This is a genomic window from Streptomyces sp. NBC_00691 (genome assembly GCF_036226665.1).
GTDB lineage: Bacteria > Actinomycetota > Actinomycetes > Streptomycetales > Streptomycetaceae > Streptomyces.
Genome location: NZ_CP109007.1, coordinates 409,737 through 421,941, shown reverse-complemented (window position 1 = coordinate 421,941; position 12,205 = coordinate 409,737). Strand labels below are relative to the sequence as shown.

At 73.4% G+C, this 12,205-nt stretch carries 11 protein-coding genes; 6 read left to right on the top strand and 5 right to left on the bottom strand.

Translation table 11 applies throughout. The features are described 5' to 3' along the window. The first annotated feature begins 81 nt into the window (after positions 1 to 81). Positions 82 to 1,068, top strand: coding sequence for a proline racemase family protein (locus tag OG392_RS02055; protein ID WP_329274857.1), 987 nt, complete (start codon positions 82 to 84; stop codon positions 1,066 to 1,068). Next, positions 1,065 to 2,000 (top strand): ornithine cyclodeaminase family protein, encoded by a 936-nt coding sequence (locus OG392_RS02050; protein ID WP_329274854.1) that lies wholly within the window; start codon positions 1,065 to 1,067, stop codon positions 1,998 to 2,000. Before OG392_RS02055 ends, OG392_RS02050 begins: the two co-directional genes overlap by 4 nt. Before the next feature lie 52 nt (positions 2,001 to 2,052). Here the strand turns inward: OG392_RS02050 and OG392_RS02045 are convergent, their stop codons facing one another. The 5 genes from OG392_RS02045 to OG392_RS02025 form a co-directional block, all read right to left on the bottom strand. Then, complete coding sequence (locus OG392_RS02045) at positions 2,053 to 3,033, bottom strand: ABC transporter ATP-binding protein (protein ID WP_329274851.1); 981 nt, start codon at positions 3,031 to 3,033, stop codon at positions 2,053 to 2,055. Further along, positions 3,030 to 4,034: an ABC transporter ATP-binding protein gene (locus OG392_RS02040; protein WP_329274849.1), complete on the bottom strand. Its 1,005-nt coding sequence runs from the start codon at positions 4,032 to 4,034 to the stop codon at positions 3,030 to 3,032. The genes OG392_RS02045 and OG392_RS02040 overlap by 4 nt, the downstream gene beginning before the upstream one ends. Beyond that, positions 4,034 to 5,020 carry an ABC transporter permease gene (locus OG392_RS02035; protein ID WP_329274846.1) on the bottom strand — a complete coding sequence of 329 codons (987 nt, stop codon included), beginning with the start codon at positions 5,018 to 5,020 and terminating at the stop codon, positions 4,034 to 4,036. The genes OG392_RS02040 and OG392_RS02035 overlap by 1 nt, the downstream gene beginning before the upstream one ends. Then, positions 5,017 to 5,880, bottom strand: coding sequence for an ABC transporter permease (locus OG392_RS02030; protein ID WP_329287011.1), 864 nt, complete (start codon positions 5,878 to 5,880; stop codon positions 5,017 to 5,019). Before OG392_RS02030 ends, OG392_RS02035 begins: the two co-directional genes overlap by 4 nt. Before the next feature lie 122 nt (positions 5,881 to 6,002). Then, on the bottom strand, positions 6,003 to 7,745 hold the full coding sequence (locus tag OG392_RS02025; protein WP_329274843.1) for an ABC transporter substrate-binding protein: 1,743 nt from the start codon (positions 7,743 to 7,745) through the stop codon (positions 6,003 to 6,005). Between the two features lie 189 nt (positions 7,746 to 7,934). Here OG392_RS02025 and OG392_RS02020 point away from each other — a divergent pair, with 189 nt between their 5' ends. The 4 genes from OG392_RS02020 (at position 7,935) to OG392_RS02005 (ending at position 12,098) form a co-directional block, all read left to right on the top strand. After that, positions 7,935 to 9,092, top strand: coding sequence for an NAD(P)/FAD-dependent oxidoreductase (locus tag OG392_RS02020; RefSeq protein WP_329274840.1), 1,158 nt, complete (start codon positions 7,935 to 7,937; stop codon positions 9,090 to 9,092). 32 nt (positions 9,093 to 9,124) lie between these two features. Then, positions 9,125 to 9,439 carry a (2Fe-2S)-binding protein gene (locus OG392_RS02015; protein ID WP_329274838.1) on the top strand — a complete coding sequence of 105 codons (315 nt, stop codon included), beginning with the start codon at positions 9,125 to 9,127 and terminating at the stop codon, positions 9,437 to 9,439. Beyond that, positions 9,420 to 11,021 carry an FAD/NAD(P)-dependent oxidoreductase gene (locus OG392_RS02010; protein WP_443054650.1) on the top strand — a complete coding sequence of 534 codons (1,602 nt, stop codon included), beginning with the start codon at positions 9,420 to 9,422 and terminating at the stop codon, positions 11,019 to 11,021. Before OG392_RS02015 ends, OG392_RS02010 begins: the two co-directional genes overlap by 20 nt. Positions 11,022 to 11,189: 168 nt before the next feature. Then, positions 11,190 to 12,098 carry a dihydrodipicolinate synthase family protein gene (locus OG392_RS02005; protein WP_329274836.1) on the top strand — a complete coding sequence of 303 codons (909 nt, stop codon included), beginning with the start codon at positions 11,190 to 11,192 and terminating at the stop codon, positions 12,096 to 12,098. Positions 12,099 to 12,205: the final 107 nt, after the last annotated feature.

Here is a 12,205-nt window from a genome sequence, read left to right as displayed (position 1 = left end):
AGGGACCGGCCCGGCGCGCGCCGACCCGACAGGGAACCGTCCGGCGCACGTCCCGAAATCCCCTCCCGGAGGCCGTACTTCGTGAGCACCACCCCGCACACGGTCCGCACCACCGACTACCACACCGCAGGCGAACCCTTCCGGATCGTCGACGAGGACCTGCCCCCGATCCCCGGCGACACCGTCGCCGAGCGCCGGGCCACGGCCCTCACGACCGGCGGATCGGGCACGGACCCGCGCCCCGGACCCCTCGACGACCTGCGCCGCCTCCTGTCCCGTGAGCCGCGCGGGCACGCGGGCATGTACGGCGGCTTCATCGTGCCTCCCGACGACGACGGCGCCCACTTCGGCGTCCTGTTCTGGCACAAGGACGGCTACTCCACCGCCTGCGGCCACGGCACGATGGCCCTCGGCGCCTGGGCCGTCGACACGGGGCGCGTCCCGGCCCCCGACGACGGCGACGTCTCCGTACGGATCGACGTGCCCTCCGGCCGTGTCACCGCCGCCGTGCACCGCGCCGCGGGCCGCACCACCGGCGTCACCTTCCGCAACGTCCCGACCCGCGTCGTCGCCCGTGGCATCAAGGTGACCACCACGCTCGGCACCGTCGACGCCGACCTCGCCGACTCCGGTGCCCTCTACGTCTCCGTCGCGGCGCGCGACCTCGGCCTCGACGTCTCCGTGCCCGCCCTGCCCGAACTCGTCCACGCCGGGCGGGAGATCCGTGCCGCGCTCCCCGGTCACGACGTGTACGGCGTCATCCTGTACGAGCAGCTCCCCGACACCCCCGAAGGGCTCCACCAGCGCAACGTCACCGTCTTCGCCGACGGGCAGATCGACCGCTCACCCTGCGGCTCGGGCACCTCCGCACGCCTCGTCCTGCTCGGCGACGACGGATGCCTCGCCGTCGGGGACACCCTGCGGCACGAGTCCGTCGTCGGCACCCTCTTCACCGGCCGCCTCCTCGGGGCGGGGATCACCGAGGTCGGCGGAACCACCCACCGCACCGGCACCCACGCCTTCGTCCTGGACCCGGACGACGGCCTGGGAACGGGGTTCCTCCTGTGAACCCGCCCCTCTTCCTCGACGCACCCACGATGGCCCGGCTCCTGGGTCCCGCGGCGGTCACCGACGTCCTCGCGGACGTCCTGCGGGCCGGACTCGACCCCGACGCCGGACCTCCCCGGACGGCCGTGCCCGTCCCCGCCGGCGAACTCCTCCTGATGCCCGCCGCCTTCGGCTCCTTCGCCGGCGTCAAGGTCGCCGGAGTCGCCCCCGGCAACCCGGCGCGCGGGCTGCCCCGCATCACCGGCTCCTACCTCCTGCTCGACGGCGCCGACCTCCGGCCGCTCGCCCTCCTCGACGGAGCGGCTCTCACCGAACTGCGTACGCCGGCCGTCTCCGCCCTCGCCGTCCGCTCCCTCACACCGGCCGACCGGCCCCTGCGTCTCGTCCTCTTCGGGGCGGGCCCCCAGGCGTACGGCCATCTGGAGGCCGTCCTCGCCGTCCGCGAGGTCGCCGAGGCCGTCGTCGTGGCACGCGAGCCGGTCGGCGGACGGACGCTCGCCGGGTACGCGCGGACCCTCGGCGTCCTCGCCCGCACGGGCACTCCCGATGACGTGGCCGAGGCCGACCTCGTGGTCTGCTGCACCACGGCCCGGGAGCCGCTCTTCGACGGGACCCTGGTCGCGGCGGGCGCCACCGTGGTCGCCGTCGGCTCGCACGAGCCGGCCGCCCGCGAGACCGACACCGCGCTCGTGGCCCGGTCCGAGGTCTACGTCGAGGCGCGGACCGCGGCCCTGCGGGAGGCGGGAGACCTGCTCTTCCCGCTCTCCGAGGGGGCGATCGCGGCGGACCACATCAGGGGCGACCTCGCCGACCTGGTGACCGGCCGCGGGCGGCCCTCGGCCGGACGGCCGCGCTTCTTCAAGAGCGTGGGCATGGCCTGGGAGGACCTCGCCGTCGCCACCGCCCTATACCGGGCGGCCCGTTCGTCCTGAACACACCGGTGCCCCGGTCCCGCGCGCACGCGGGACCGGGGCACCGACGCGCTCAGGCGCCCTCGGGGAAGTGACAGGCGACCTCGCGCGCCTCGCCGGGAACGAGGATCCGCAGCGGCGGTGCCTCGGTCCCGCAGATCTCCCGCGCCTTGGGACAGCGCGGGTGGAAGGTGCAGCCCGGCGGCGGCGCGGCCGGACTCGGCGGGTCGCCGAGCAGGGTGATCCGTTCCCGGCTCCGCTCGGCCGCCGGGTCCGGCAGCGGAACGGCGGACAGCAGTGCCCGTGTATAGGGGTGGGCCGGTGCGGAGTACACCCTTTCCTTGGTGCCGATCTCCACGATCCGGCCCAGGTACATCACGGCCACCCGGTCGCAGACCCGCTTCACGACCGAGAGGTCGTGTGCGATGAACAGGTAGGCGAGCCCGAGTTCGCGCTGGAGACGTTCCATCAGATTGACGATCTGCGCCTGGACGGAGACGTCGAGGGCGGAGACCGGCTCGTCGGCCACCACGAGCCGCGGGCCGGTGGCCAGGGCACGGGCGATCCCGATGCGCTGGGCCTGCCCGCCGGAGAACTCGTGAGGGTAGCGGTCGATGTGCTCCGGGATGAGGCCGACCAGTTCCATCAGCTCCACGGCGCGCTTGCGCGCGCCGGCCGCCGTGCCGCCCTGGACGAGCAGCGGGTCGGCGATGATCCGGGCCACGGTCTGCCGGGGGTTGAGGGAGGAGTGCGGGTCCTGGAAGACCATCTGGAGGTCGCGGCGCAGCGGTCTGAGCGCCCGCTGCGACAGATGGCTGATGTCCCTCCCCTCGTAGGAGACGGAACCGGCGGTGGGTTCCAGGAGCCGCACGATCGTGCGGCCCGTCGTCGACTTTCCGCAGCCGGACTCGCCGACGAGGCCCAGGGTCTCGCCCGCGGCGACGTCGAAGCCGATGCCGTCGACGGCCCGGATCGGTGCCGAGCCCCTGCGGCGGCCGGGGAACGTGATCGTGAGGTCCCGTACGCGGAGGAGGGGCGGTGCGTTGGTGGTCATGGGGCGACGCCTTCGTACGCGGGGAAGTGGCAGGCGGCCGGGTGTCCGTCCGGGCCGCCGAGGGACGGGCGTTCGGTCACGCAGCGGGTCCGTTCCTCCGCGGAGCCGACGGCGGCGCGGGGACAGCGCGGTGCGAACGCGCAGCCCGGGGCAGGTTCGAGCAGCGACGGCGGGCTGCCCGGGACGGCCCGCAGCGGGGCGTCGTCGGGGTCGTCCAGACGGGGCAGCGAGTCGAGCAGGCCGCGGGTGTACGGATGGGCGGGCGAGGCGAACAGGGCGTCCACGGGCGCGTGTTCGGCGGCCCGGCCGCCGTACATGACGAGCACGTCGTGGGCGACCCGGGCGACCACCCCGAGATCGTGCGTGATCATGACGACGGAGAGGCCCCGCTCCTGCTGGAGACGGGCGATCAGCTCCAGGATCTGGGCCTGGACGGTGACGTCGAGCGCGGTGGTGGGCTCGTCGGCGATGAGGAGCTCGGGTTCGCAGACGAGGGCCATCGCGATCATCACCCGCTGGCGCATGCCGCCGGAGAACTGGTGGGGGTACTCGCCGGCCCGGCGCCGGGGTTCGGGGATGCCGACCTCGGCGAGCGCTTCGACGGCCCGCTCGCGGGCGGTGGACCGGCGCGATCCGAAGTGCGCCCGGTGGTGCTCGGCCACCTGCTCGCCGACCGTGTAGTAGGGGTGGAGGCTGGACAGCGGGTCCTGGAAGATCATGGCCATCCGCCGGCCGCGGAGCCTGTTCAGCTCGCGGTCGGACATTCCGATGAGCTCCTGCCCGGCGAGGGTGACGGAGCCGGTGACCTCGGCACCGGTGTGCAGGCCCATGACGGCGAGTGAGGTGACCGACTTGCCGGAGCCGGACTCACCCACGATGCCGAGCGTCCGGCCGGGCGGCACGTCGAAGGCGAGGGAGTCCACGGCCCGCACGGGGCCGCGCCTCGTCGGGAAGGTGACCGTGAGGTCCCGTACCGACAGGAGGGGGGCGGAGTCGCCCATCAGTACCTCACTCGCGGGTCGACGACGGCGTACAGGAGGTCGACCGCCAGATTGGCGACGACGATGAAGGCGGCGGCGAGCAGCGTCACCCCGAGGATGACCGGCTGGTCGCCGGTCGACAGGGCGCCGTAGAAGAGCCGTCCGATGCCGGGCAGTCCGAAGATGGACTCGGTGATGACGGCGCCCGCGAGCAGCCCACCGAGATCCATCCCGAAGATCGTCAGGATCGGCGTCATCCCGGCGCGCAGACCGTGCTTCACGATCACGGTGCGGCGTGGCAGCCCCTTGGCGCGCGCGGTGCGGATGTACGGCTCCGCCATGGACTCGATCATCGAGTTCCGGCTCTGCCGCGCGTACATGGCGGCGTACAGGAGCGCGAGCGCCAGCCAGGGGAGCAGCAGATTGGAGGCCCAGGAGAGGGGATCGGTGCCGAAGGGCACGTACTGCGGGTAGGGGAGCAGGCCCGTGACCCGGATCAGCCCGTAGATCAGCATCACCGAGGTGAAGTACACGGGAAGCGAGGCGGCGGCGACCGCGCCTACCATCAGGACGCGGTCGGTGAGCGTGTCCTTGCGGAGGGCGGCGGTGACGCCCGCCGTGAGGCCCAGGAGCAGCCAGATCGCGGCGGCGCCGACGGCCAGCGACGCGGAGACCGGCAGCCGGTCGACGAGCAGGTCCCAGACGCCCTGGCTGTTCTCGTAGGAGTAGCCGAGGCACGGGAAGTCGCACTCCAGGGCGTACTGGCCGGTGCCCAGGGTGCGCCCGGTGAAGATTCCGGTGACGAAGTCGGCGAACTGCCGCCACAGCGGGGCGTCCAGGCCCATGTGGGCGCGGATGGCCTCCAGCCGTTCGGTGCTGCACGCCTTGCCGCAGGCCGCGGCGGCGGGATCGGAGGGCAGGACGTAGAAGACGGCGAACGTGACGGCGGCGATGGCGACGAGCACGCCGAGCACGCCGAGGAGGCGCCGGCCGAGGTAGACGATCACGCGCCGCCTCCCCTCGGGTCGAGGACGTCGCGCAGCGCGTCGCCGAGCAGGGTGAACGCGAGCACGGTGAGGAAGAGACAGAGGCTCGGGACCGCGAAGTACATGGGGTCCGTCTCGTAGTAGGCGACGCTCTCGGCGATCATCTGGCCCCAGGAGGGCGTCGGCGGGCGGACGCCGACCCCGAGGTAGCTGAGGGCGGCCTCGGTGGCGATCATCCCGGGGACGATCAGCGTCGTGTACGCGATGACGGGCCCGGCGACACCCGGGAGGATGTCGCGGACGAGGATGCGCAGAGGTCCGGAGCCGCCGACGCGGGCGGCGTCGACGTACTCGCGGTGCTTGAGCGACAGGGTCTGGCCGCGGACGATCCGGGCGATGCCCGGCCAGCCGAAGAGGCCGATGACGGCGGTCATGAGGAGGATCCGGTCGACGTCCCGGGCCACCGACATCATCGCGATCATGAAGATGAGGGAGGGGAACGACATCGTGAGGTCCATCAGCCGGGAGAGCGCGGTGTCGGTGCGGCCGCCGAAGTAGCCGGCGGCGACGCCGGCCGCCGTCCCCGCGACGACGACGATCGCCGTCGCGGAGAAGGCGATGAGCAGCGAGACCTGGGCGCCGTGCACGACCCGGGCGAACAGGTCGCGGCCGGTGACGGGTTCGACGCCGAGCCAGTGCTCGGCCGAGACGCCGCCGAGCGGCCCGAGGGGAAGGCCGCCCAGGTACGGGTCGACGGCGCTCTTGTCGAACTCGTCGGGGCCCCAGCCGCCGAGCGCGCCGATCAGCGGGGCGGCCGCCGCGAGGAGCGCGAAGAAGGCGACCACGCCGAGGGAGAGGCGGGCGGCGGGGCGGCGGCGCAGTTCTTCACGGACGAGCTGCCGGGGACCGTGGGCCGCGGGGGCGGGGGACGGTGGGGCCTCGGTCGGGGAGGACGGCCGGGTGGCGGTCCCGGGGGAGGGCGGGGTGGTGGTCACGGGCGGCCTCAGTTCTCGCTCTTCGAGGGGTCCTTGAGGCCGACGGTGGCGTAGTCGAGCTGGCCGCCGAAGGAGGTGTGGCCGAAGGCGCCGGCGATGTTGGTACCGATGAGGAGGGGCTTGCGCTCGACGACGACGGGCGCGGTGGGCGCCTTGGCGAGGATCTTCCCGTCGAGTTCCTGCCAGGCCTTGGCCGCCTGGGTGGCGTCGGCCATCGCCGCGATCTCGTCCATGCGCTTCATCGTGGCGTCGTCGCGGAAGAGCGAGTGGTTGCCGGAGTTGCCCTTCTCCTTGATGAATCGGCCGTCGAAGACGAACGGCAGGAAGGTGGAGCCGGACGGGTAGTCGGGGCACCAGCCGGTGTAGACGAGGTCGGTGCGGTTCTTGGTGTCGCCGATGGTGTCGTAGAAGGCGGAGGGGTCGACGGTCTCGATGGTCACCTTGATCCCGGCTCGGCCGAGGGACTGCTGGACGGCTTCGCCGACGGCCTTGTCGCCGTTGGAGACGGTGATGCGGGTGGTGAAGCCGTCCGCCCTGCCCGCCTCCTTGAGCAGCTCCTTGGCCTTGGGCACGTCGCCGGTGAGCGGGATGCCGAGGGTGTCGGGCTGCTTGCCGCCGAAGAGGAAGCCCGGCATGAGCGCGGTGGCCGGGTCGTTGAGGGCGGGGCCGCCGGAGGCGGTGAGGACGGCCTCACGGTCCAGGGCGTACTGCACGGCCTGCCGGACCCTGACGTCGTCGAACGGCGCGCGCCCGGTGTGCATCTGCACCATCTCGGTACAGCTGGTCGACTCGGCGAGGAGCCGGGCCTTGATGTCCGGCTTGGTGAGCACCTTCGGGGTGGACTCGGGGCGGAGCTTGTCCCACGGGACGGCCGAGGCGTCCGGGCCGGTGGCGGCGATCAGCCGGTCGTCGATCTGATTGGCCTTGAGGCCCATGGTGACGACGATCCTGTCCGGGTACGCCTTGCGCACCTGGTCGGTCTTCGGGTCCCAGTGGGTGTTGCGGACGAGGACCAGCTGCTTGTCGCGGGCGTAGGAGTCGACCTTGTACGGGCCGGAGGAGAAGGGCCTGTTGTCGTACTGGGGCCCCTTGTCCCGGGACGGGGGAACGGGCGCGAAGGTGGGCAGCGTGGCGGCGAAGGGGAACTCGGCGAAGGGCGTGCGGAGTTCGAAGACGATCGTGCGGTCGTCGGGGGTCTTCACCGAGGCGAGGTGCTTGCCGCCCGCCGGGCCCTGGTAGCCCTCGGCGCCGGCGAGGTAGCGGGCCGCGTAGTCGGGGCCGCCGGGCAGGTCGGGGGAGAAGGACCGCTCCACGTTGTGCTTGATGTCCTGGGAGGTGATCGGCGTGCCGTCCTCGTACCTGAGACCCGGCTTGAGCGTGAAGGTCCAGGTTCTGGCGCCGTCGGAGGAGACGCCCAGGTTCTCTGCGAGGTCGGGGACCAGAGCACCGCCCTTGGCACCGGGCTCCGCCTTGTAGGTGACAAGGGTCCGGTAGAGCAGGCGGGTGCCGAAGTCCATGTCGCCCATGACCCAGTTGCGGGCCGGGTCGAGGTGGGTGAAGTCCTGGTTGGACAGGACGGTGAGGGTGCCGCCCTTCTGCGGGGTGCCGCCGAGGACCGCGCCGGTGTTCGAGGTCGCGGGGTTCTTGCCGTTCCGGTCGCTCCCGGGCGTGCCTCCGCCGGAGCAGCCGGTCGCGGCGAGGGTCAGGGTCGTCACCAGGGCCGTGGCCAGGGTGCGGGTGCGCTTGTTCATACGGGGTCACTCCGGGAGAGCGGTCGGACAGCCTGAGGCGGCTGGAATGTGACCGGTAACATAGTAATGTGAAATTGTACTGACAAGGTGTCGGGTGGGCCGTTATCCATCCGTGTCCGGAAGGTGGGGGGAGGCGGTGGGGTCGCGAGGGGTCTTGGCAGGGCGAGTGCAATGTGAAATATTACTGCTGTGCCCACGAGAGAAACCTCGGACGTCATCGTCATCGGCGCCGGCGTGGTCGGCGCAGCCTGCGCCCACTACGCGGCCCTCGCCGGCCTCTCCGTCACCGTCGTCGACCGAGGTTACGTCGCCGGCGGCACGACCGGAGCGGGTGAGGGCAACCTTCTGGTCTCCGACAAGGAACCCGGCCCCGAACTCGAACTCGCCCTCCTCTCCACCGCGCTGTGGACCGGACTCGCCGACAGGCTCCCGCCCGCCGTCGAGTACGAGGCCAAGGGAGGCCTGGTCGTCGCCTCGGGCGAGACGGGACTGCGCGCCCTGCGCGAGTTCGCGGCCCGCCAGGAGAAAGCCGGTGTCGTCGCGCACGAAGTGACCGGTGACCGGCTCCACGACCTGGAGCCCCACCTCGCACCGGGCCTCACCGGCGGCTTCCACTACCCCCAGGACGCCCAGGTGATGCCCGCCCACGCTGCCGCGCAGCTGCTCCGCAGCGCCGGCGACCGGGTCCGCCTCGCGCTGGGCGAAGAGGTCACCGGCCTCCTCACCGGCGCGGGCGGAGCGGTCCGCGGAGTGCGGACCGCCACCCGCGAACTCCACGCCCCCTACGTCGTGAACGCCGCCGGAACCTGGGGCGGCGCCCTCGCCGACCTCGCCGGAGTCCACCTGCCCGTCCTGCCCCGCCGCGGCTTCGTCCTCGTCACCGAACCCCTGCCGCGCGTCGTCCGCCACAAGGTGTACGCCGCCGACTACGTGGCCGACGTGGCCAGCGGCTCCGCCGCGCTCCAGACCTCGGCCGTCGTCGAGGGCACCCCGGCCGGACCCGTCCTGATCGGCGCCAGCCGCGAGCGCGTCGGCTTCGACCGGACCCTCTCGACCGAGGTCCTGCGCCGCCTCGCCGCCGGCGCCACCGCGCTGTTCCCCGTCCTCGGCACCGTACGGGCGATCCGGACCTACCCCGGCTTCCGCCCCTACCTCCCCGACCACCTGCCCGCCATCGGGCCCGACCCGCGCGTCCCCGGACTGCTGCACGCCTGCGGCCACGAGGGCGCGGGCATCGGTCTCGCACCGGTGACGGGACAGATCGTCGCGGCCTGCGTGACCGGCGCCGAACCACCCCTCGACCTCCACCCGTTCCGACCCGAGCGCTTCGACGCCGCCGCACCCTGAGGCGCGCACCCACCGTCATGAGAGGAGGGCCCGTGGCCCGCACCCCCATCGGCCTCGTCGGGGCACGCCCCGATCCGCCGTTCGAGATCACCTTCGACGGCCGGCCCGTCCCCGCACTGCCGGGCCAGACCCTCGCCGCCGCCCTGTGGGGCGCGGGCATCCTGGCCTGGCGCACCACCCGGGACGGAGGGCGCCCGCGCGGCGCGTTCTGCGGCATCGGCCAGTGCTACGACTGCCTCGCCACCGTCAACGGAGAGCCCAACCGCCGCGCCTGTCTGGTCCCGGCCCGCCCCGGCGACGCCATCACCACGCAGGAAGGGCACGGTCATGACCGCCTCGGCGTCTGAACCCGAAGACGTGGCCGAGCCCTCTGTCCCGTCCGCGTCGAAGAACCCGCCCCGCGCCCTCGCCGACACGGTGCCCGGAGCCGGCCGGGGCTCGGACGTGCCGTACGACCTCGTGGTCCTCGGAGCGGGCTCCGCAGGGATCGCCGGAGCTGTCACCGCCGCCGAACTCGGCCTCACCGTCGCCCTGCTGGACTCCTCGCCCCAGCCCGGCGGGCAGTTCTACCGCCATCCGGCGCCCGCCCTGGGCGCCGTACGGCCCGAGGCCCTCCATCATGACTGGTCCGCCTTCGCCGACCTGCGCCGACGCCTGGACGCCGGCGCCGTCGACCACCTGACCGGACATCATGTGTGGTCCGTCGTGAAGGGGACCGACGGGACGTGGACGGCGCACGCACTCACCGGCGAGAACGGAAGCACGGAGGGAGGCACGGACGGAAGTGCCGACGCGCCCGTCCGGATCCGGGCCCGCGCCCTGCTCCTCGCCACCGGCGCCTACGAACGCCAACTGCCCTTCCCCGGCTGGACCCTGCCCGGCGTCGTGGGCGCCGGGGGAGCGCAGGCCATGCTCAAGTCCGGCCTCGTGCTGCCCGGCCGGACCGTCGTCGTCGCCGGCAGCGGCCCCCTGCTCCTCGCCGTCGCCTCGTCGCTCGCCTCGGCCGGCGCGCGGGTGCCGGCGGTGATCGAGGCCGCGGGGTACCTCCGCTACGGCCGAACCCCACGGGCGCTCCTCGCCAATCCGCGCAAGGCGGTCGAGGCCCTCGTCCACACGGCCGCGCTGGCCCGTCACCGGGTGCCCGTACGGTTCCGGAGCGCGGTGACCGAGGTGCACGGCACCGACCGGGTGGAGGCCGTCACGGTGAGCCGCCTGGACCGCGAGTGGAGGCCCGTCCGGGGGACGGGTCGCCGGATCGCCTGCGACGCCCTCGCCGTCGGTCACGGCCTCGTGCCCCAGATCGAGCTGGCCGTGGCGGTCGGCTGCACCACCCGCGCACTGCCCGACGGCACGCTGGGCCTCGCCCTGGACGACCTCCAGGAGAGCTCGGTGCGCGGACTGTGGGCCGCAGGCGAGACCGGGGGCGTCGGCGGTGCCGAACTCGCCCGCGTCGAGGGGGAACTGGCGGGCCGGGCGATCGCCGCGCGGCTCCTCGGCCGACCCGCCGCCGGCGCGGCGGCCGCCGCACTCCGGAGGCGCCGGGACCGTATGCGCGCTTTCGCCGACGTCATGTCCGCCGCACACGCCCCCGGCGCCGGCTGGACCGGGTGGCTGACCGACGACACCGACGTGTGCCGCTGCGAGGAGGTCACGGCGGGCAGGGTCCGCGCGACGGTCGCCGAGTGCGGCGCGCGCGACGCCCGGACCGTCAAACTCCTCACCCGGGCCGGCATGGGGTGGTGCCAGGGCCGGATGTGCGGGACGGCCGTGGCGTGCCTCGCGGCCGCCGGAGCCACCCCCGAACCACAGGCCGAGCGACGTCCGTTCGCCGTTCCCGTCCCGCTGTCGACGCTCGCCGCGCTCGACGGGCCGGAGGACCCGGAACCGGCGTCCGCAGTCGGCGGCTCCACCGACCCGGTCCCCTCCTGAGACGCCACACCTCGGCCACCTCTCACCCCAGCCACCTCAGCCACCTCGGCCACCTCTCACCTCAGCCACCTCGGCCATCACCCTCGGCCGTCGCACCCGAGACATCAGCGGAGACGTCACCCGAGACGTCCCGCCTCGGACGTCACACCTCACCGAAAGGTCGTCGCGATGAACACCACCACCTGGACCACCGACCGCCCCTGGCGCGGCATCATGGTCGCCACCACCCTCCCGTTCAAGGACGACCTCTCCGTCGACTACGACGCCTACGCCGAGCACGTGGCCTGGCTGATCGCCAACGGCTGCGACGGCGTCGTCCCCAACGGCTCCCTCGGCGAGTACCAGACCCTCACCGCCGACGAGCGCGCCCGGGTCGTCCGTACCGCCGTCGAGGCCGCGGGCGACGGGGCCAGGGTCATGCCGGGCGTCGCCGCCTACGGCAGCGCCGAGTCCCGCCGCTGGGCCGAACAGGCCGCCGAGGCCGGCTGCGGCTCCGTCCTGCTGCTGCCGCCCAACGCGTACCGCGCCGACGAGCGTTCCGTGATCGCCCACTACGCGGACGTGGCCGGGGTCGGGATCCCGGTCGTCGCGTACAACAACCCCATCGACACCAAGGTCGACCTCGTCCCGGGCCTCCTGGCGAGGCTGCACGGCGACGGAAGCATCGTCGCCGTCAAGGAGTTCAGCGGCGACGTCCGCAGGGCCTACGAGATCACCGAACTCGCCCCGGAACTCGACCTGCTGATCGGCGCCGACGACGTCCTGCTCGAACTGGCCACGGCCGGCGCGGTCGGCTGGATCGCCGGCTACCCCAACGCCCTGCCCGCCAGCTCCGTCGAGCTGTACCGGGCCGCCGTGGCGGGCGACCTGGCGACCGCCCGGCCGCTCTACTCCTCGCTGCACTCCCTGCTGCGCTGGGATTCCAAGGTCGAGTTCGTCCAGTGCATCAAGCTGTCCATGGACATCGCCGGCCGCCGCGGCGGCCCCACCCGCCCCCCGCGCCTCCCGCTCACCGGTGCGACCGAGGCTGCCGTACGCACCGCCACCGAGAAGGCCGTCGCCGACGGCCACCGCTGACCGGCCCCGGCCGTACCCCCGACCGGACCCACAGATCGGACCACAGCCCCCCCGACCGGACCCACAGACCGGCTCCCCGACCGGACCACAGACCGGCTCCCCGACCG

Excerpts from the sequence above, each read along its gene's own strand:
- OG392_RS02040 (WP_329274849.1), bottom strand. The coding sequence starts at position 4,034 with ATGGGCGACTCCGCCCCCCTCCTGTCGGTACGGGACCTCACGGTCACC.
- OG392_RS02045 (WP_329274851.1), bottom strand. The coding sequence starts at position 3,033 with ATGACCACCAACGCACCGCCCCTCCTCCGCGTACGGGACCTCACGATC.
- OG392_RS02025 (WP_329274843.1), bottom strand. The coding sequence starts at position 7,745 with ATGAACAAGCGCACCCGCACCCTGGCCACGGCCCTGGTGACGACCCTG.
- OG392_RS02005 (WP_329274836.1), top strand. The coding sequence starts at position 11,190 with ATGAACACCACCACCTGGACCACCGACCGCCCCTGGCGCGGCATCATG.
- OG392_RS02010 (WP_443054650.1), top strand. The coding sequence starts at position 9,420 with ATGACCGCCTCGGCGTCTGAACCCGAAGACGTGGCCGAGCCCTCTGTC.